Annotated in this window: 19 protein-coding genes and 1 tRNA gene; 6 read left to right on the top strand and 14 right to left on the bottom strand. The window is 56.7% G+C overall.

Annotated features, from left to right (window positions below):
• Positions 1-130: 130 nt before the first annotated feature.
• The 3 genes from J9777_RS14180 to J9777_RS14170 form a co-directional block, all read right to left on the bottom strand.
• Positions 131-1,759, bottom strand: coding sequence for a hypothetical protein (locus J9777_RS14180; protein WP_209349436.1), 1,629 nt, complete (start codon positions 1,757-1,759; stop codon positions 131-133).
• 112 nt (positions 1,760-1,871) lie between these two features.
• Positions 1,872-2,465 carry a methionine biosynthesis protein MetW gene (gene metW, locus J9777_RS14175; protein WP_209349435.1) on the bottom strand — a complete coding sequence of 198 codons (594 nt, stop codon included), beginning with the start codon at positions 2,463-2,465 and terminating at the stop codon, positions 1,872-1,874.
• Complete coding sequence (locus J9777_RS14170; RefSeq protein WP_209349434.1) at positions 2,462-3,574, bottom strand: homoserine O-acetyltransferase; 1,113 nt, start codon at positions 3,572-3,574, stop codon at positions 2,462-2,464. Before J9777_RS14170 ends, metW begins: the two co-directional genes overlap by 4 nt.
• A gap of 132 nt (positions 3,575-3,706) precedes the next feature.
• On the opposite strand from J9777_RS14170, the gene J9777_RS14165 reads away from it, so the two are divergent.
• Positions 3,707-4,807, top strand: a complete 1,101-nt coding sequence (locus tag J9777_RS14165; protein WP_209349433.1) for a histidinol-phosphate transaminase — start codon at positions 3,707-3,709, stop codon at positions 4,805-4,807.
• Positions 4,804-5,721, top strand: a complete 918-nt coding sequence (locus J9777_RS14160) for a prephenate/arogenate dehydrogenase family protein (RefSeq protein ID WP_209349432.1) — start codon at positions 4,804-4,806, stop codon at positions 5,719-5,721. The genes J9777_RS14165 and J9777_RS14160 overlap by 4 nt, the downstream gene beginning before the upstream one ends.
• On the opposite strand, the gene J9777_RS14155 is transcribed toward J9777_RS14160, so the two are convergent.
• The 4 genes from J9777_RS14155 to ftsE are packed head-to-tail and all read right to left on the bottom strand — an operon-like array spanning position 5,718 to position 8,598.
• A complete protein-coding gene (locus J9777_RS14155; protein ID WP_209349431.1) occupies positions 5,718-6,398 on the bottom strand; it encodes a lysophospholipid acyltransferase family protein in 681 nt (226 codons plus the stop codon). The two genes, J9777_RS14160 and J9777_RS14155, sit on opposite strands and share 4 nt — an antisense overlap.
• A 6-nt stretch (positions 6,399-6,404) precedes the next feature.
• Positions 6,405-6,935: a YdcF family protein gene (locus J9777_RS14150; RefSeq protein WP_209349430.1), complete on the bottom strand. Its 531-nt coding sequence runs from the start codon at positions 6,933-6,935 to the stop codon at positions 6,405-6,407.
• The gene (locus J9777_RS14145; protein ID WP_245228760.1) at positions 6,932-7,876 is read right to left on the bottom strand and encodes a cell division protein; all 945 of its coding nucleotides are present in this window, start codon (positions 7,874-7,876) and stop codon (positions 6,932-6,934) included. Before J9777_RS14145 ends, J9777_RS14150 begins: the two co-directional genes overlap by 4 nt.
• Positions 7,873-8,598 (bottom strand): cell division ATP-binding protein FtsE, encoded by a 726-nt coding sequence (gene ftsE, locus J9777_RS14140; RefSeq protein WP_209349429.1) that lies wholly within the window; start codon positions 8,596-8,598, stop codon positions 7,873-7,875. The genes J9777_RS14145 and ftsE overlap by 4 nt, the downstream gene beginning before the upstream one ends.
• Before the next feature lie 156 nt (positions 8,599-8,754).
• Between ftsE and J9777_RS14135 the strand changes: the two genes are divergently transcribed.
• Positions 8,755-9,660: a zinc-ribbon domain-containing protein gene (locus J9777_RS14135; RefSeq protein WP_209349428.1), complete on the top strand. Its 906-nt coding sequence runs from the start codon at positions 8,755-8,757 to the stop codon at positions 9,658-9,660.
• Between the two features lie 136 nt (positions 9,661-9,796).
• Positions 9,797-9,883: transfer RNA gene (locus J9777_RS14130), tRNA-Leu, on the top strand.
• 44 nt (positions 9,884-9,927) lie between these two features.
• Here J9777_RS14130 and J9777_RS14125 read toward each other — a convergent pair.
• From J9777_RS14125 to J9777_RS14110, 4 genes are all read right to left on the bottom strand, one after another.
• The gene (locus tag J9777_RS14125; RefSeq protein ID WP_209349427.1) at positions 9,928-10,956 is read right to left on the bottom strand and encodes an ABC transporter ATP-binding protein; all 1,029 of its coding nucleotides are present in this window, start codon (positions 10,954-10,956) and stop codon (positions 9,928-9,930) included.
• On the bottom strand, positions 10,953-12,575 hold the full coding sequence (locus tag J9777_RS14120) for an iron ABC transporter permease (protein WP_209349426.1): 1,623 nt from the start codon (positions 12,573-12,575) through the stop codon (positions 10,953-10,955). The genes J9777_RS14125 and J9777_RS14120 overlap by 4 nt, the downstream gene beginning before the upstream one ends.
• The gene (locus J9777_RS14115) at positions 12,566-13,597 is read right to left on the bottom strand and encodes an extracellular solute-binding protein (protein ID WP_209349425.1); all 1,032 of its coding nucleotides are present in this window, start codon (positions 13,595-13,597) and stop codon (positions 12,566-12,568) included. The genes J9777_RS14120 and J9777_RS14115 overlap by 10 nt, the downstream gene beginning before the upstream one ends.
• Before the next feature lie 196 nt (positions 13,598-13,793).
• Positions 13,794-15,464 (bottom strand): acyl-CoA dehydrogenase family protein, encoded by a 1,671-nt coding sequence (locus J9777_RS14110; RefSeq protein ID WP_245228759.1) that lies wholly within the window; start codon positions 15,462-15,464, stop codon positions 13,794-13,796.
• 112 nt (positions 15,465-15,576) lie between these two features.
• Between J9777_RS14110 and J9777_RS14105 the strand changes: the two genes are divergently transcribed.
• Both J9777_RS14105 and J9777_RS14100 read left to right on the top strand, forming a co-directional pair.
• Positions 15,577-16,458 (top strand): DUF1295 domain-containing protein, encoded by an 882-nt coding sequence (locus tag J9777_RS14105; protein ID WP_209349423.1) that lies wholly within the window; start codon positions 15,577-15,579, stop codon positions 16,456-16,458.
• Positions 16,459-16,505: 47 nt separating this feature from the next.
• Positions 16,506-17,264 carry an enoyl-CoA hydratase-related protein gene (locus tag J9777_RS14100; RefSeq protein WP_209349422.1) on the top strand — a complete coding sequence of 253 codons (759 nt, stop codon included), beginning with the start codon at positions 16,506-16,508 and terminating at the stop codon, positions 17,262-17,264.
• 7 nt (positions 17,265-17,271) lie between these two features.
• Here the strand turns inward: J9777_RS14100 and J9777_RS14095 are convergent, their stop codons facing one another.
• From J9777_RS14095 to J9777_RS14085, 3 genes are read right to left on the bottom strand one after another with little or no spacing between them, the layout of a single operon-like run.
• Positions 17,272-18,042, bottom strand: a complete 771-nt coding sequence (locus tag J9777_RS14095) for a DNA-binding domain-containing protein (RefSeq protein WP_209349421.1) — start codon at positions 18,040-18,042, stop codon at positions 17,272-17,274.
• Between the two features lie 38 nt (positions 18,043-18,080).
• On the bottom strand, positions 18,081-19,037 hold the full coding sequence (locus J9777_RS14090; RefSeq protein WP_245228758.1) for a DUF692 domain-containing protein: 957 nt from the start codon (positions 19,035-19,037) through the stop codon (positions 18,081-18,083).
• Between the two features lie 21 nt (positions 19,038-19,058).
• Positions 19,059-19,754 carry a hypothetical protein gene (locus tag J9777_RS14085; protein ID WP_209349420.1) on the bottom strand — a complete coding sequence of 232 codons (696 nt, stop codon included), beginning with the start codon at positions 19,752-19,754 and terminating at the stop codon, positions 19,059-19,061.
• Positions 19,755-19,789 lie beyond the last annotated feature (35 nt).

Here is a 19,789-nt window from a genome sequence, read left to right as displayed (position 1 = left end):
GAATTCGTTGATCCCAATGTCGGCACGTCACCGCCAGGACTGGTCGCTTAACACAATTGCCCCTTGGACCCTGTTCCATGTGTTCCATCGTGTAGGGTTTCGCCGGGCATCTTCATTACGATAACCTGCCTCAATTGGCGGCACCGGGCGTACAGCCTTCACCGTCCTCGAACTTCGCGGAGTTGAGCAGGAATGTCAGAATCTTGAAGTGATCTTCCTCAAACGCTTTCTCTGGGGTGCATTTCGGTTTGGCTTTGGCGTGACACAGAATGCAGCTAAAATTCTTCTGCGTATAGCTCTCCAGCGCAGAGTTAATCAGATTGTTGGTATTGGTATAAACGCCGGTGATCGGGCCCTGGTGGCCATTGAGATTACGCTTTGCGGGATCGGACATGTCTATCGGGCCGGGATGCTTGTTCTGGGTTCCGATCAAGCGGTAGAATCGCATTACTGAAGGGCTGCCTTCGAAGTCTTTGCCCAGCACATTCGTTTGGTAGTGTGCGTTGATGTTTTGGATCGGCTCAGTAAGCGCAGTGACCCGGTATACATCGACCGGATCACGGCTTGGATCATCGGTTTCGCCGCTGGAGCACGGCGCCTGCCCGGGGCTTTTGTCCGCAACCGGGCAAGGCGGGATCGCACCGTCAAAGCCGTACATCTTTTGCTCGTGTGACCTGGGGCCTCCCCCTGGATTGAAGGATGGAGCTAAGGTACTGTCGGATGGTGGCTCAAAGTTGATCGCGACATTGTCGACATGCTCGAATGTTGCAGCCACAAACGCGCCATCAATGCCTTTCTCCGCATTGAAATTGTTGGGCGTGTACCGCAGGATATGGAGTGCAACCAAACCGTAAAGCCGGGTGTTTCCCTCTCCGTCGATCACAATCCGACGCTTCAAGTATCGGGCGTTCTCAGCTTCGCCTTCAGGCAGCACTTTCCAAGCCGCTTTGACATCGACCATACCTTGCCTGGCATATGCCGGTAGGTCTCTCAGATACGTGTCGAAATCGCGCTCATTGCCAAAGGGCGGTCGTTGGAATGCCCCTACACTCGTAGGGTCTAACAGGTATCGGGTGATTGCATCGCGCTGCTTGCTCGCATCGTAATATTGGAAGGCACGAACATAGGTGAAGAACGCCTCATTTACCGCGACTTCATAGCGCACATAGTTGCGGTTTTGGTCGATCAACGGACCTGTAGATGACCCGAAAAAGTAGGGCTGCTGCACATCTGGGCGATAATCGGTCAGGGCATCGGGAAAGGCGAGGAAATCTCGTCCCTTGCCAAGCGGACTATCACCCCAATTGGCGACCTCAGGCGACTGCCAGCGGTCAGGCGTAGTGAAGATATCCTGCGGTGTTTTGTATGTTTCCCAAACTGTCGTCGGATTTGCATTCAATTCGCCAATTGCAAAAATCGAACTTCCACTATCCGGCTCACCCCGCCGACCCGGAAGTGCGGCGGGCCAATTCAGTGCGATAAATGACCGCCACATAAAGTCGTAATAGAGGCATTGCTGCACTTCCGGTGTGGTTGCCGGATCTTCGGTCTGCGCTTTCTCGAATCTGAGCGGCAAATACCCTCTTTTTTCGCTCAACCACGGAGCGCCGAGCGTTGGCATCGCCGATCCGTCCGGATCACAATTATAGGCGAAGGATTGAGGAAAAGGCGGTCGAACCTCTGCCGTATCCGGATCGGACTGAACGACACAACCGGCAAGAGCAAAACTGGCCAGCAGTGTTCCAAGGATCGATTTCATGCGCGCTTCCTTTTTTCATGTTTCAAACAAACATGATCGCGCGACCGTTTTCTTTAGATGCTAGACCTGATCACTTACCGATACAATATCGGTACCCTCGAAGGTCAGAATGCTAGCGGCCAACTTCGAACAGTGCATATTCTGCACGCCAATTGGCCCCGCCCTCACCGATCTCGCGCTCGTTAGTGAAGAACCAGCGATTGGCGATCTGGATGTCCAGATCATCGGCTAACGCCTCGAAGTCCTTGACCGTCACATGGTGGATATTCTGCGTTTCATACCACGTCACCGGCAAATGCCGCGTTACCGGCATCCGGCCACGGCTGAGCAGCGCCCAACGCATTCTCCAATAGGCAAAATTGGGAAAGCTGACGAAAGCGCGGCGGCCTACTCGGAGTAGTTCCTGCATAATGCGATCGGGGCGTTCGGCGGTTTGGAGCGTCTGGCTGAGGATGGCGTAATCGAACGCGCCGTCAGGATAGAAAGACAGATCGCGGTCGGCATCGCCCTGCACCACGCTCAATCCTTGTGCGACGCAGCGTTCGACGCAGGCCCCGTCGATCTCGATCCCGCGTGCATCGACTTGCTTTTGGTCGCGAAGTGCCGCCATCAGAACGCCGTCACCACAGCCGACATCAAGCGCACGGCTATTCGGCTCCACATGGTCAAGAATGACGGCAAGGTCAGGGCGCAGAGTACGACTCATTCGATGAAACCCTTCACCACCCGGTCGAGCTCCGGAACATCGAGCAGGAAGCTATCATGACCGAAAGGCGCTGACAGTTCGACAAAGCTCACTGGCGCGCCCGCAGCATTGAGAGCGTGCACCACATGGCGACTTTCGGCGGTGGGATAGAGCCAGTCGCTGTCGAAGCTGATCACACAGAAACGCGCGTTGGTTCCCGCAAACGCATCGGCCAACAGGCCTTCCTGACCATCTTTTGCATGCTCCTCCGCCAAATCGAAGTAATCCATCGCGCGCGTAATATAGAGATAGCTGTTCGCATCGAACCGGCGGGTGAAACCGCTGCCTTGATAACGCAGATAGCTTTCGACTTGAAAATCGGCATCAAAGCCAAAGGTTTTCTCGGCTCGATCCTGCAATCGCCGCCCGAATTTATCGGTCAGACCCGCTTCCGAAAGATAGGTGATATGCGCCGCCATTCGCGCTACGGCGAGACCTGCATCGGGAGTTTTACCACTGGCGTAGTAGTTGCCCTCAGCCCAATTGGGATCGGCCATAATTGCTTGGCGACCGACCTCGTGAAAGGCGATATTTTGAGCAGAATGCCGTGCGGTGGTGGCAATCGCCAAAATACGCGAAGCCCGCTCGGGGAAGTTCGCGGCAAGGCTCAGCGCCTGCATTCCCCCCATCGAACCGCCCACGACTGTGTGCAATTGCTCGATCTCCAAAACATCGAGCAAACCGATTAGTCCGCGCACCATATCGCGGATGGTCAGAACCGGAAAACGCATCGCATAGGGTTTGCCATCGGGCGCATCAGACGCCGGGCCAGTCGAACCCATACAGCTGCCAACTACATTCGCGCAGATCACGTGGAAACGGTCCGTATCAATCGGCTTGCCGGGACCTACCATGCGCTCCCACCAACCGGGTTTCCCCGTCACCGGATGCTCGCTCGCAACATATTGGTCGCCCGTCAGTGCGTGGCAAAGCAGGATCGCGTTGCTCTTGTCAGGCGCCAGTTCGCCATATGTCTCATATGCAATCGACACGCCGTCAAGCGCTTCGCCGCTATCGAGCGGCAGCGGATGGGGAAGCGTGATCGCATCAAAGACGGGCTTGGTCGTCATGGCCGCGCGGCTTGCGACACACTGGCTGCCCTGTCAATTGGCCCATACATCGGGCTAGCAATCAGCGGTATCAATCGGCCAAGCTAAGCCCTCTGTCCTAATCGCTACAAAGCGGTTAAACGCGCCGCCAAGATGTCACACAAACCCTCTCCGAAACCCTGGATCAACGCCATCCATGCGTACGTGCCCGGCAAAGCACATGCAGATGACGGAAGTGAGCTGGTCAAACTGTCAGCGAATGAAAATCCGTTGGGTAGTAGCCCGGCCGCCTTGGCAGCACTAGCTGAGGCCAAAGCACCGGCAGGCTATCCCGATCCTGACTCCGGCGAATTACGCACCGCGATCGGTGAGCTGCACGATATCGATCCGGCCCGGCTAGTCTGCGGAACGGGATCTGACGAATTGCTCAATTTGGCAGCTCAGGCCTATGCCGGAGCGGGAGACGAAGTTCTCTTCAGCAATTTCAGCTTTGCAGTTTACGAGATTGCCGCGCGGCGGTGCGGCGCAACACCGGTTATTGCACCGGACGTAGATTACGGGACCGATGTTGATGCGTTGATCGCGGCGATAACTGGCAAAACGCGAGTGGTGTTTGTCGCCAATCCAAACAATCCGACTGGCAGTTATCTGGCCGCATCGGAGATTGCCCGTCTGCACGCCGCGCTTCCATCCGACGTGCTGTTCGTGCTCGACCAAGCCTATGCCGAGTATCTGACTGCCGAAGACGATGATGGCGGTCTGTCCTTGGCAGCCGATAACGCGAACGTTCTGGTAACACGTACGTTCTCGAAAATTTACGGTTTGGCAGGTGAACGCGTTGGGTGGGCCACCGGACATCCCGATATTATCGCATCGCTTAACCGTATTCGCGGGCCATTCAACGTGACGAACCACGGACAGGCCGCAGCGCTGGCTGCAGTCGGTGATCAAGCTTTTGTGGCCGCTTCGCGAGAACACAATGCAGCGGAACGTGCGCGCTTTGTTGAGGTGATCGAAAGTTTGGGCAATCACGGGCTACGTCCGCTGCCCAGCAAGGCCAATTTCCTGTTGGTGCTGTTCGACGGCGATCTAACTGCAGAACAAGCCTATAGAGCACTGGCGGATGGCGGCTACGCTACACGGTGGCTACCGGGTGCCGGATTGCCGCATGGCGTGCGCATTACGATCGGAACATCTGAGCAGATGGCCGATGTCGCCCGCATCTTGCGTGAACTAACAGAGACCGCACAATGAGCGACACTCCGACCATCCAGCGTGTTGCGATCATCGGCCTTGGCTTGTTGGGTGGGTCCATAGGTCTGGCGATAGCCAAACATGCGCCTGATATTGTTAGTGCAGGGTATGACACCGATCCCGCCACTCGCCAAAAAGCCCGAGAACGGAAACTTGTCGGCACTGTCCACGAAAGCGCAGCAGAGGCTGTCACAGACGCCGATTTAATCATTCTGTGCGTGCCAGTTGGCGCAATGGGTTTTGCTGCGGAAGCAATTCGTGACGCATTGCCTTCGGGTGCGATCATCAGCGACGTTGGCTCCTCCAAGCAATCGGTTGCCGACGCTCTGAGAGCCGCCTTGCCAGATCACTGCATCATTCCGGCACATCCGGTTGCCGGTACCGAGCAAAGCGGGCCCGAGGCAGGCTTTGCCGAACTGTTCGAGCATCGCTGGTGCATTTTAACACCGCCCGATGACGCGCACACAGAGACGGTAGAAGCACTCAGTCAATTCTGGACTAACCTCGGTTCAAACGTCGAACTGATGGAGGCAGAGCATCACGATCTCGTGCTCGCCGTGACCAGCCATATCCCCCATCTGATAGCCTACACCATCGTCGGTACCGCTTCCGATCTGGAAGATGTGACTCGCAGCGAGGTGATCAAATACTCTGCAGGTGGCTTCCGCGATTTTACCCGCATCGCCGCATCCGACCCGACCATGTGGCGCGATGTTTTCCTGACGAACAAGGATGCCGTGCTGGAGATGTTGGGTAGATTCACCGAAGATCTGACCGCATTGCAACGTGCGATCCGTCGCGGCGATGGCGATGCTTTGCATGATCTATTCACTAAGACACGCGCCATCCGCCGGTCAATTATCGAACAAGGCCAAGACGATGCGCGACCCGATTTCGGGCGCTCCGACCATTAATCGTTGAGAGCGTTAATCGCTTCCAGCACGCGGGCCTCGATTTCCTCACGAGGTAAACCCGGTGGGATTGGATCACCAAACTTATAGGTGATAGTCCCTGGGCGCTTCAACACACGGTGATAGAGCGGGCCACTATTCACGGCGACCGGAATCACCGGCAATTTTATCAGCTTATACACCCCGGCAAATCCCGCCTGCAGCTCACCGCGCTCGCCATGCGGGATGCGTGTGCCTTCGGGAAAGATCACTAGCGGGCGATCCATCGCCGACAGTGTTTTCGCTGCTGAAATCATCGAGCGGAGTGCTTTCGCACCCTGCTCCCGCGCCACCGGGACACAGCCGTAGATTCGCGCACCCCAACCCCAAAATGGTATACGGAACAGTTCCTGCTTCGCGAACGGAGCGGGCCAATGAAAATTCGCGGGTGCATCCAATGCCTCGAAAAAGCTTTCATGCTTGATCGCGTAGAATACTGCACCCTCGGCCTTGTCACCTTCGATACGTACGGTGATGCCGACAAAGATACGCAAACACCAGCGATGGAAATTGCACCAGCGGCGCACTGCACGGCGGAACATCGGAACGCTGAAATGCATGACAGATACCGCCCACAGAATGAGGAACGGACTGACCAAGTAGAACGTCAGATAAAAACCAAGATTTCTCAGCAAAAGCATGGTTGTCTATCCTCGAAACAAGCCGATTACACGGCTCGCCAGAAATTTGTGATACTCAAGGAACAGAATCCTCAGTGACGGCTCGGATGGCACGGCATCTTCAACAATCGTGATCGCGGGCGGTATCGTGTTGCGCAATTCGTTAGCGGCCCGGCGCATATGCCAGTCAGTGGTAACCAAGCGGATGGAGCGGATATTCTTGGCCCTCAGCCATTCGGCTGTTTCGGTCGCATTGCCCCGCGTATCCACAGCGTCGAATCCGAGCACAACGCAGCACTGCATTACATCCATCGGAACATCGAACTGGGCAGCGAATTCACCCGGTTTCACCTCTGGATCGACGCCGGTGACAAGCATAGTTCGCACATCATCGGCTTCGAGCAATTCTAAGCCGCGTTCGATCCTACCTGCGGCTCCGGTCGGTACTACCACTACGCGGCTTTCGTCATCGGCCACGGGACCGGGTAGCGTTAGCGTGAACGTCAGAAATCCTGCGAACCAAATGATCGCGGCGAAGGCGAAAATGCGTCTGATCACAGCATCTGCCTCAATACGGAAACGACCGTGATCCGCGCCGTCAGCATAGCAATCGCTACCCCGACAAACGGTATGAAAGCGATCAATATCCAGTCCAGCGCACTAAGCCCGCCGCCCGACATCATGCCCGAGCCGAGCGCAGTGAACTCCTGCCCTAGAAACAATACAGCACCGAGTCCCAAGGCGAGTCCGACGGCACCGCCCAGCGTCGCATCAAACCCGATTGAGCGTTCGAAAATGCGCGCGATTTGTGTATCTGTCCCGCCCAGTAAATGGACGACCTCGATAGTGTCCTGATTGGTGCCAAGCGCACTGCGCGCAGCAAGCCAAACCGCCGCAGCACTGGTCAGACCCAGCATAATAACCAACATACCCGCGAGCCATTGCAACGAGCTGATGGTCGAAAACACGGGTGCGAGCCAACTCGACTGCGCATCGATCCGAGCTGACGGCGCAGCGCCTTCCAATATGCCGCGCAAGGTTCCCAGAGTTTCCTCGGTCGCGTCCTGCCGCAACCGGACATCGATGAGAGCCGGCACCGGAACAGCTTCATTGTCGGTCCCAACGCCCAACCACGGCTCAAGCAATGCATCCAATTCTTCATCAGGGACGCGCCGGGTGGACGCCACTGCAGGGTGCTCAGCCAGCAGTGCTTCTGCCGCCACCGCTTGCCGATTTCGGTCTTCAGTTGATGCTTCGACGATCTGCACTGTCGCGCCACCAGCCAGTTCCGCTCTCGCGCTGGATGCCACATTGTTGAGCGCCAGTCCGCCGGCGGCAGCGATGACCGTGAGTGTTACCATGATCGCGATAACCCAAGGCATGGGGCCAGCCAGCCGGGCATGAGGCACCAATTGCGCAGCGCGCTCGCCGCGGAACGGTTTCAATCCGCGTGCGGTCTTTCGGCCTAATGCAGGCGGTTTGGAGGCTGCATTGTTCATACTTTGCCTCCGGACGCTTTGGGTGGGTAGCGCAAAGCACCAGTCGGATCGTTGAGACGTCCCTTATCGAGCCGCATGATCAACGACTCTGGAACTTTCTTGAGCAGATGCACATCGTGAGTCGCGACAATCACCGTCGTGCCCAATCGGTTGAGCGATTCAAACAGACGCAGCAGCTTCAGTGCCATTTCAGGATCGACGTTGCCGGTCGGCTCATCGGCGACCAGCATATCGGGACGTCCGATCACCGCACGCGCGATAGCGACACGTTGTTGCTCACCACCGGACAAGGTAGCAGGCCGCGCATCATGGCGGTGCTCCAAACCAACCCAGTCGAGCATGTCAGTAACCGGCTTAACCAGATCAGCCTCACGCACGCCTGATACGCGCAAAGGCAGCGCTACATTGTCGAAAGCCGACAAATGCGGAACCAGACGGAAATCCTGAAACACAACGCCGAGCCGCCTGCGAAACGATGGAAGCCGGTCACGAGGAAGCGTAATCACATCGGTCCCGAACATCCGGATCGCACCGCGCGATGGCCTTTGCGCGAGATAGAGCAGCTTCAATAGCGAGGTTTTACCCGCCCCGCTGGCCCCGGTCAGAAAGTAGAAACTACCCGGATGCAGTGTGAAAGACACATCGCTAAGAACCTCGCGATCCTGCCCGTAGCGGAGTCCGACATTGTCAAATGTTACGCCTTCGCCCTCCGCTGCGGTCATGGCAAACACCCTGGAACGGGCCGTTGGAGGCGGGAAAATTTCATTATGCCGCGCCTATAGCCGTCCTTCGGTGTGGAAAAAAGCCACCGTTCAACCTGCCCACAGTCCGCTAAGCCTTGTTGCGATTCGCACACAGTCGTAAGACGATGGTTAAGTATGATCATCGCTTGCCCCGCCTGCTCGACAAAATATGTCGTTCCGGACACCGCCATTGGTGTCGACGGACGGACTGTACGCTGCGCCAAATGCCGGCACAGCTGGCACCAAGACGGGCCCGAACTTGATCTGGGTGAGTATCAAAATGCTCCGACTGTAGAGCCGGAAACCGAGGAATCGTCCGCTTCGGAAGCGCCCGCTCCAGAGCCCGAAACCGCGTCGGAGCCCGTGAAACCCGGTTTCACGAATACCCACGCGCCCGAGCCAAAGTCAGCGCCGAAGGCAACCGAGACTGCCGAACCCGATTCGGAGGCGTCCGTTGAAGACGAACCGGCCGACGAGACGGAACCAGCGACAGACAATTTCCCAGCCCCGCCACCAACCGTGGTGGAAACAGAGCCGGAACCGCAGCCCGAGCCGGAAACCTTCTATTACGACGAAACGTCGCAATTCGATTACGAACCACCGTTCCGATCGCGCCGCAACCCGCTGAAAATATGGACTGCCGCAGCCGCGTTTTTCGCCTTTATCGCGCTCGGTACAGTACTGGCTGTAAGCTACTATGGACTGCCTGATTGGATGCCGGTCAACAAACCAACCTTTGCCGTCGCGCAGCCTGATCTGGTGCTCGATTTCCCGGCTGACCAGCAAGACCGCCGCACATTGCCCGATGGCTCTGAGTATTTTGGGGCTAGCGGCACAATCACCAATACAGGCCGCGAAACGCGCAATGTACCGTCGATATTGGTGGTGATGCGCGACGAGCGGAACTCACCTGTCTATCAGTGGGAAGTAGTCCCGCCCCAGAATACCTTGGCACCCGGCGAAAGTCTGACGATCAACGAAGCGGTAACTTCGGTCCCTAAACGCGCCAAAGTCGCAGAGATCGGCTGGAAACCCAGCTAGGCTGCAAGCCTCGCCTGAAGGGGCTCTCAAAAGAATATAACTGCACTGCAAAGCTGCGCTTGCGCGGGGTCAGACGCTTTGCTAGTGGCGCGCTCCTACCAAGCGGGGCAAGCATGCTCGCCCCAGCAGACTGTGTGCGGTCGTGGCGGAACTGGTAGACGCGCAACGTTGAGGTCGTTGTGGGCTAACGCCCGTGGAAGTTCGAGTCTTCTCGACCGCACCAAACAGTCCCTAAGGCTTTTGAAATGGAAGCTCTTGGTGGAGCAATCACACAGCGATAGTGCAGAAGTGCGGATTGAGTGTGACCTGCAATCTATCACCTGCCTTCACAGCACTTTCGATAGTGATTTTTGTCAACCAGATCGTACTATCGGGAGCTTCGACGCGGATCGCGAGGTTCGCCCCCAGGGCATGAACGTCTTGCGCTCTGTATTCGCCCGCAGGATTTAGCGATATATCAATCCCTTCAGGTCGGACCAATGCCATACCTTGGCTCAAGCCACTTGCGGTTGCGGGAATCGGACCAAACGGTGTCTGCAATTTGCCATTCTCAATCGGCCCATCCCATTCGTTGATCTCGCCCAACAGCCTTGCAGCGCTCGCTGAAACGGGGTTCAAATAGAGCTCAGCCGGTGCACCGCTCTGCACAATTTGACCATCGATCATTAGCGCTAGCGTATCGGCCATATACATGGCCTCTTCGGCATCATGGGTGACCATCAGAGCTGCCGCACCTTGGGCGGCAATTGCTGCCAAGGCGGTGTCGCGTAGTTCTGCGCGCAGCTTCCCGTCGAGCCCGGAAAATGCCTCGTCCAGCAGGATCATATCAGGTGCGGGTGCCAGAGCGCGAGCCAGTGCAATACGCTGCTGCTCACCGCCAGACAGCATATGCGGGTAGTCATTGGCCCTACCTGCCAGATGGACCTGTTCAAGCATTGCAAGGGCGCGGCTGCGCCGTTCCTCATTCGAACCGCGGCGCAATCCAAACAACACATTGTCAATCACGCTTAAGTGCGGGAATAGCGAGAAGTCCTGAAACACCATCCCGATATTGCGATGTTCAGGGAGCACGAGTGCCCCGCCATTGGTTAGAATCTGCGTATCGGACTCAATGGTCCCGCTTTCGAGATCCTCCAGTCCAGCAATGGCGCGCAACAATGTTGATTTACCCGCGCCTGACGGGCCGAGAATTGCAGTCACGCTGCCCTGCTCCAATGTCAGATCAACATTGTCGAGGACTCTCTTGCCTCCGCGTAGCTTAGTTAAACCAGTCGCACGAAGTGTAGGATTGGTCATGTTTGCTCCCTCTCAGAAAGCCATCCGATCAGAAGCATGACCGGGATGCCCAGCCCTACCAATATCAGCGACGGAAGTGCCGCCTGCGCCAGCCGTTCGTCGGAGGCGAAATGATGCGCGCTGATCGCCAGCGTTTCAAAATCAAGCGGGCGCAGGATCATCGTGGCCGGAAGCTCTTTCATCACCTCAATAAAAACTAAAGCTGCAGCGGTGATCATTCCGCTTGATGCCAGCGGCAAGTGGACGCGGCGGATCACTTCGAACCGGCTCGCGCCAAGCGATCGCGCGGCCTGATCCATGCTGTGTGTGATACGCTGGAAAGCGCTTTCACACGGTCCGATTGCGGCAGCGGCAAAACGGGCTTGATACGCGAATAAAAGAGCCAGCAGGCCGCCGCCAGAAATCGTCACCGACGCCGCCCACGATATGCCGCCAATCAAGCTTTGTGCCGCACCGAGGATTGCGATCACGCCAAGCGCAGCCACTGCGCCCGGCACGGCGTAGCCGGCGTGGGCTATTCGCACGGAGATACGGGCAAGTGTCCCTCCACTGCGCGCTGCATAGGCGGCGCCGACGCCGATCACAATCGCCAGTAGTGCAGAGAGCGAAGCCACGGTCAAAGTGCCACCGACCGCCGCCCAAGGAGATGCTTGGCGAGGCGTTTCCAGCGTCAGTTGCAGCAAGTGTGCAACCGGTGCAAACAGACCTAGGGTTACCGGAATAAGGCAGAACAAGAGAGCGACTGCACCGCGCCCACCACTAAGTTGAACGCGCGGATTTGGGCGATGCCTCCCACCTGCCTGAGCGATACTGCGCCGCCGCCGGATCCATCTCTCAAACCCGAAGAATGCCAGTGTAAGGATAACCAAGATAAGCGCCATTCGGGCAGCCGCTTCGGGATCGCCGAAGGATATCCAAGCGCGAATTATGCCTACAGTGAAAGTGGGGGAACCAAGGAAGTCGACGGTGCCGTAGTCAGCAAGCGTTTCCATCGCGACCAGCGCCAATCCCGCCATAATCGCAGGTCGTGCAATTGGCAGCGCCACTTTCCAGAACGCGCGAAACGGGCCTGCCCCCAAGATGCGCGCCGCTTCGAAACTATGGCTTCCTTCGCTGGCGAATGCCTGCCGTGCGAGCAAGAACACGTAAGGGTAGAAACATAGCGAGAAGACAAAGCTAGCCCCAGCAACCCCGCTTATGGATGGAAAAAGACCGCCAGTAGCCGCGTTAAGAGGGCCGCCAGCAACGCTCATCGACATCCACGCATAGGCAGCGACATAGCTTGGCATAGCTAACGGCAAGGGAAGCAACACCATCGCCAAACGCCGGCCCGCAAATTCGTAGCGTGCCGTTAGCCATGCGGTCGGAACCGCCAGCAAAGTGGTGCCTGCCATTGCTGCTGCGACCAGCAAGATCGAGTTAAATGTATATGTACCAAGCACAGTCTCGAAAAGGTGACTGAAATGGCCGCCTCCGCCAGCGATCGCCATAGGTACAAGCGCCATCACCGGAAGCGCACAAATCAGCGCCCCGGCGATACCCGCTATCTTTGGATCAAAGCTCCATCCGCTACGGTCGCGCCGTTCAGCAGCTGGGGAAAGGCGTTGCGTTATGGCCATCCGGCTTTGTTAAATATTTCCTGTGCTTTCGCTTGGTTCTCACCAAGTTTGCCCAGCGCAATAGGATCGATTTTGCGATTGTCCAAGCTCTCAAGCGCAGGATTGTCATAGGTAACGCTGGTGACCGGATACTCGCTGGTCAATTCGGCAAAGAATCGCTGCGGTTGCTCGGTCATGGCGAATTCGATGAAGCGCTGCGCAAGTTCAGGATTGGGAGCGTGTTTTGCTACGCCCGCACCCGAGACATTCAGGTGGATGCCCGGGCCTTCCTCAGGCCAGAACACTGCGAGGCCTTCAACCGCGCTAGGATCTTCCTTCTTCAAGCGGGAGAAATAGTAGTGATTGACCAAGGCCAAATCACATTCGCCGGCCTTCACCGCTTTGATCTGGTCGGTGTCGCCGCCCAGCGGATCGCGCGCAAAGTTGCTTGCTACGCCGTTCGCCCATGTCTGCGCCTTCTGCTCGCCCCAGCGGTCGATCAAAGCACCGAGGAGCGAGATGTTGTAGATGTTACCCGAAGCCCGCGCGCATACGCGGCCTTTGAAAGCCGGATCAGCCAGTGTTTCATAACCAGTGATCTGATCTGCCGGAGCTCTGTCTGTTGCATGGACAAGAACGCGCGCGCGGCTGGCCAAGCCATACCACAGGCCATCTGGGTGCCGCAGACCTGCAGGTACAGCCTCATCCAACGCGCTCGAGTTTATGGGAGCAAACAGCCCCTCTTGCTCGGCACGCCAAAGCCGTCCGGCATCAACCGTTATTATAACGTCTGCCGGGCTACGTGCCCCATCGGTCTTCAGCCGCTCGACAAGCAGGTCTCCGCCTGCCTCAATGGTGCGAACATCGACGCCCGTGTCTTCTTCAAAAGCTTCGTAGAGCGCATAATCAGAATCATAGTGGCGAGAGGAAAATACCACGAGCGTGCCCGCATCGCCTCCGGAAGCACCGCTGCCACCCATTTCACTGCAGGCGGTCAGACCAACCAGTAATGGCGCAGTGACCAATAATGCGCTCAGCTTCATTTCGAATCCTTCCAGAAGTTCACAATTCCATCATGCTCGCACGCTCGCGTGAAATTACCGAAAGCGCAAGGACGGTCGTCAAACAAGCAAGTTCGGCATTCTATCGCTATTGCGAAGCACTCGCATTACCTATTGGCGTGATCGCGTTGAGCTGTCAACGCCGATAGAGAACATAATGCTAGTTCGCTTTGCTGCGCTAACCTGCATCAGCCTTCAAATGATCCGCGAGAATGCCTCGCGCAATCACCCGCAGCGCCAGCGTCTCCTCTGCGCCTTCGAAGATGGACAATACCCGCGCATCAACGAAGTAGCGCGATACTGCATATTCCTCGGCATAGCCCATACCGCCATGGATCTGCACCGCTTCGCGCGTGACATATTCAGCGGAGCGGCATGCGAATAGCTTAGCCAAGCTCGCCTGCATCTGGCCACTGCCTGCATCCATTCGTTTCGCAACATTATAGGCCAGCGCGCGGCTGGCCATGAACCGCGCCGCCATCGACGCTATCTTACCTTGGGTCAGTTGATGCTGGCTAAGGGCCTTGCCAAAAATTACCCGGTCGTTGGCGTATCGGATCGACTCCGATAGTGCCGCCATCATCACGCCGCTTGCCCGGGCAGCCGTCTGGATACGCCCGCCGGTCATTCCGTTCATGGTAAAGTAGAAACCACGACCAAGGCCTGCCTCTCCGCCAAGCACACGCGAATCCGGAACGAAGAAATCCTCGTAAGACATTTCGAAACTATGCATGCCGCGATAGCCGATAGTCGCGATTGCCCTGCCCCGCACGCGCCCGCCGCTGGCCTGCTCATGGTCGATTTCGTGACCGTCGAAGCGCGGCTTTTCGACCAGCAAGATGCTCAGTCCCTTGAAACCTGGTTCGCTGCCTGTGCGTGCGACAACCATCAACACATCGGCTTTGCCCGCAAAAGTGCACCATGTCTTCGCACCGTTCAGCACCCAGCCGCCGTCGACCTTACTAGCCTTGAGATTAAGGCTGGCCGCATCGGAACCGTGATCGGGCTCAGTGATCGAGATTGCCGCGAGCGTCTCGCCCGATGCAATGCGTGGTAACCAATCTGCTTTCTGCTCCTCGGTACCGCCTGCCAATATCGCACGAGCTAGAATTTCAGGTCGGGTAATTAGACTACCTCCGGCACCAAGAGAGGCTTCAGACAGCGCCTCCGTCACCGCAATCATCGTTTGCGTATTCTCACCGGTATCGGGTGCAGACCCGCCGAATTTTTCCGGAATGGAAAGTCCGAAGACACCCATATCCGCCATCTGCCGAAGCAAGCTGTCAGGAATATCGAGATCGCGGCGATGAATCTCCTCTGCCAAAGGCGCGACGGCGTCTCTTGCAAACCGCGCGAACATTTCGCGGGCCATGTCGACATCATCATTCGTCGTGATTGTCTTGAACGCGTCGCCGCCCGCACATACGCGCGCTCCCGCTGCTGAAAGCTTGGCTGGTGAGGCACTTTCAAGAGTTGCGAGATAGTCTGGTGATTGACGGACGCCGTTGACTTTCTCGTTGGCACCCAAACCGGCAGCAATAGCTTCCAAGCGGCCCAAAGTGCCCGGAAGCGTTTGACCCGCAAAGACTAGCGCCAGATCCGCATTCTCGGCCTGTGCTCCGACCGACACTTGTTTCAGAAAGTCGCGCGCAGATTGCAGTTCGGCGGCAGCCAGCGCGAATTCGTAGGACAGGACTTGCTGTGCGTCGAAGCGCTCCTCATCGAGCCTGCCATCGCTTGCGCAAGCTGCGGCGAGCGCCTTGCCCAAATCAGCAAAAATGTGATCTAGCTGGTCAACCAGTCGCAGGCTGGCATCTAAGGAAGCGATCGGCGAAATTTCATCGGTCATCGCTGCCCCTTTGCCAAGCATTGCAGCACTGGACTACCCCTAACACGCGAACTCAGGGAACCGGTGCGACCGCGCGACGTTTCATGTCCGGGCTCACAAGGGGATAAATATCATGGCCAGCGGCAAACGTTCTTTCATCAGTTTGATCATTGTGGCCGTTGCTACAATCATTGGCTTGGCCTTTGCGTGGTACGCGGGCGCAGGCGGCTTGACGTCCGGCGGCTATTCAGTGATGTTGATCTGCGCGTTGATTGCGTTTGGCGTGAACTGGGCAGTGTTTGTCCCCTCCGCCATTTTCCAAACTGAGAAATATTACGATCTTGTTGGATCAATTACATATCTGTCGGTCATCGCCACAGCCTGCCTACTTTCAGGAGCGCTCGATACGCGAGCAATTGTTGCGGCTTCGATGGTGGCGATCTGGTGCATTCGCTTGGGCACATTCCTGTTTAAGCGGATAAGCGATAGCGGACACGATTCACGCTTCGACCAGATCAAAGTCAATCCACCGCGGTTCTTGGTCGCGTGGACGTTGCAAGCGCTCTGGGTCATTTTCACAGCCGCTGCTGCACTTGCAATTATCACCGCATCCAGCCGCGTTCCGCTCGATATCTTCTTCTGGATCGGCGCAGCTGTGTGGGTCTTCGGATTTGCAGTCGAAGTGATTGCAGACCGGCAAAAAGGCGCATTCCGCAACGATTCTGCAAACGAAGTAAAATTCATCCAATCCGGCCTTTGGGCCTGGTCGCAGCACCCGAATTATTTCGGCGAGATCGTACTTTGGGCTGGTATTGCAATTATGTCGATACCCGTGCTCTCGGGCAGCGGGTTCCTCGTTTTGATCTCGCCTGTCTTTGTGACCCTGCTGCTGACCAAAGTCAGCGGAATTCCAATGCTCGACAAAGCAGCCAAGAAAAAATGGGGCGATGATCCGGAGTACCAAGAATACCGACGCAAGACATCGAAGCTGATTATGCTGCCGCCTGGCAAATAAGTTTGCTACGGGCGCCGCAGAACACATTTTCGAAAGTACGCCACTACATGACCGATCATATCCGTATCGCGACGCAAGACCGCGTAACCACGCTGACTTTCACCCGTCCCGAAAAGAAGAACGCGATTACACAAGCCATGTACGCCGCGATGGCGGCAGCGATCACCGAGTATGGTGAGAGCGATGATGCCCGCGCATTCGTGATTACTGGCGATGGCGATTACTTCACATCGGGCAATGATCTGCAGGATTTCGCCACAGGCTCTGCTGGCGACGGACCGCCGCCAGTGGCGGATTTTCTGGCGGCGATCTCAACTTGCCCCAAGCCGGTTATCGCTGCTGTAAATGGCCCTGCAATCGGCGTCGGTCTAACGATGCTGTTGCATTGCGATCTGGTCTACGCTGCTGAAAGCGCAACAATGAGCGCACCATTTGTGAAATTGGGTCTGGTGCCAGAGGCCTCGTCCTCGATGTTGCTACCTGCTGCGGTCGGAATGGCCGTGGCCAATGATGTGTTTATGACCGGCCGCGCATTGACTGCGAAGGAAGCGCTTGATTTTGGTTTGGTCGCCCGCGTCTTCACCGATGCCGCGTTGGCGGATGAAACCGCGCGGATCGCACTGCAAGTCGCGAATTCTGCACCGACGGCGTTAAAGCTCAGCAAGTCGTTGATCCGCAATCAGCGGAAAGCCGTAGCAGAGCAGATGATGGCCGAGAGCAAGCTTTTCGCGCAGCAACTTGCGTCGCCTGACTTCGCCGAAAGCGTTGCCGCTATGATGCAGAAGCGGCCAGCGGTCTACAAATAGGCGGTGGCTAGGCCCGCTTCTCGATAAAGAAGCCAAGCTCGAGCCAGCTCTGCTTGAGGCCAGCCCAATTTGCCTGCACTGTACCTAGATCTAGCGCATAATCACTGGCGCTTTGAACCAGCGCATCGGGTGCGCTCGCCCCACTCTGCATCAGCTTAAGAAAGCGATGTTGCGGCTCGGTAATCGCCAATGTCCGCGTTATGAAATTGTTTCGGACCAGAGCATATTGGCTGCTCTCCGCCGGCGGGAATGACGGGTCAGTTTCCGCTTTCACATCGTGATAGTACCGTGCAACCGGGAACCCATAGGCACAAATCGCAAAACATGGTTGTAGCTCCAGCCTGTCATCCGGCGTTTCGTAGTCGGCAAAGGCCTTGCCCTCATTCCCCGGGGCATCGAACATGACGAATATCTGCCGCTCGAACTGCGCCAGATTGATCATGAAATCGATCCAGTTTTCTTTATCTGCATCCTGTGCGTCTCGGTCGGGCCGCGAAGCCGCCAAGTGATCGGCAAAGCGTCGTCCCAGGTCGTACAGCGTGTAGCTTTCCGGCGGTTTCTCCCGCAGATAGTCCAGCGTGAAATCGTCAAACAAGTCGCGGCCAAGCGCGTGACATAGCGCTGGGAATTGCTCCCGCATGCACGTAAGCAGGCGGTCGTAATAACTGCGCTGATAGATCGCGAGCCGCTGCGCTGCGTTGCCCGTCTCTGGTTGCTGGATCAGTTGCTCAGTCGCTGCAGGGTCGCTAGATGCAGGTGCAATCAATGCGTTTTGCATCCAATGCTGTACTGCTTTCAACTGATCACCTGACGCGGTCACGGCTGAACCAGTTCGGTCTGGTCCATCGCGTCTGGGATGAGGAAGTCGATGGGGGTTGAGTGGCTTCCCGCTTGTGACCGCTGTGGCACGCTGCGTGCGGCATCGACTGGGATGTCTCCCATATAGCCCCGCGCCTTCAGCAACTCGGCGTGGCACTCAGCAAAGTCGGGAATATTCCCGTCCCATTCCAGCAGAGTGGCGGCTCCGCTAGTTTTCGTCCAAGCCTGCTGGAACAATTGCCAGACCTCTGTACGCACAGGCTGGTCATGCGTGTCTATGATATGGGCACCGCAATCTTCATGTCCCGCTACATGCATCTGCACCACGCGCTCGCACGGAAACGCTTCGATGTAAGCGGCGGGACTTTCACCAGCATTGAAGCAGCTCACGAACACATTATTCACATCGAGTAGGAAACCGCATCCAGTCTCTTCGCCCAGATGGCGAAAGAACTCCGGCTCAGCCAAAGTCGACTGCTTAAAAGTTAAATAGCTGCTGGGGTTCTCCAGAATCAGAGGTCGCTCGAGATGATCTTGAACGATCCGCACTCGCTCGATCACATGAACCAATGCCTCTTCGGTCAACGGCAGCGGGAGCAAATCATGCGAGTTCGCGCCGTTGATACCGGTCCAACACAAATGATCACTGGCCCAGATTGCGCGTGTATCGTCTGCCAGAGCTTTAAGCTTGGTGAGATAGTTAAAGTTCAGCGGATCAGTGCTGCCGATAGACATCGACACACCGTGCAGTGCCACTGGATAACGCTCAGCAACTTGGTCCAGAACATGCCGGGGGCGGCCGCCTGAATCCATGAAATTCTCGGAAATCGCCTCGAACCAGTCAACCTCCGGCCAAGTGGACAGAATATGATCGAAATGCACATTGCGCAGCCCCAAACCCAAGCCGGGCTTGGGCAAGGACTGCAGCATGTGTGTCGCGACTTTCTGATCCATTAGATGGACTTTATTGCAGCTTTAGGAACAACCGCCAGCCCCACTCGTACCACTCGAACCACACGCAGTCATATTGCTGCGGTTGACGTTGTTGTTGGATATCCACTGATAGGCCGGACCCTTGCCTTCAAACTCAGAAGGCGCATTACCCAGATCTTTGGGTAACTCGCAGTTGGTGTCGACTGTGCCCATTGATTGCTTGTTCAGTAGCTCTGCACGGGTTTGCGGCCAAACCGTCTCTTCAAAGACTTTGCGTGCGCGTTGCCATACGCTCTTACCGCGATTTGCACCATCGGTGCTAAAGCGTTCGGCATTGATCGGAACCGCGCAGGAACCAAGCGACCGGCAGTCATTATGCGCCGGATTCTCCAGCTCTTTCGATGTCCCATATAGCCCGCAGCCGCCTTGGTTCTTACAGCTATTCTGCACATGGCAGGTATGCGCAGGCGTAGTCGCGCAATAGCCCTGGCCCGCACAATCATTCTGCACATGCGCGCCGGTCACCGGATCGAAATGTCCCTCCAGCCCGAACCGGTCAGAGCCTTTGCAACTATTCAATCCCATGCAGCTATGCAGCGGCAGGCCTTCTGGCTGCGTCCCGACAGTCTTCACAAATGCCGGAGCTTTCGCATAGGGATACGGAGTAGGAACCGGCTCGCCTGGTCCACTCTCGGGCTTCTGCTTCAGATGTTCACGACCTCTACGAGTTTGAGTCATGTGAAATACTCCCTCTTCTCAATTCAGTATGTGGC

The sequence above is a fragment of the Pontixanthobacter sp. CEM42 genome (assembly GCF_017812015.1).
In the GTDB taxonomy this organism is placed as follows: Bacteria; Pseudomonadota; Alphaproteobacteria; order Sphingomonadales; family Sphingomonadaceae; genus Pontixanthobacter.
The sequence above is the reverse complement of the archived record's forward strand: the minus strand, read 5'-3'. Positions and strand labels throughout refer to the sequence as shown.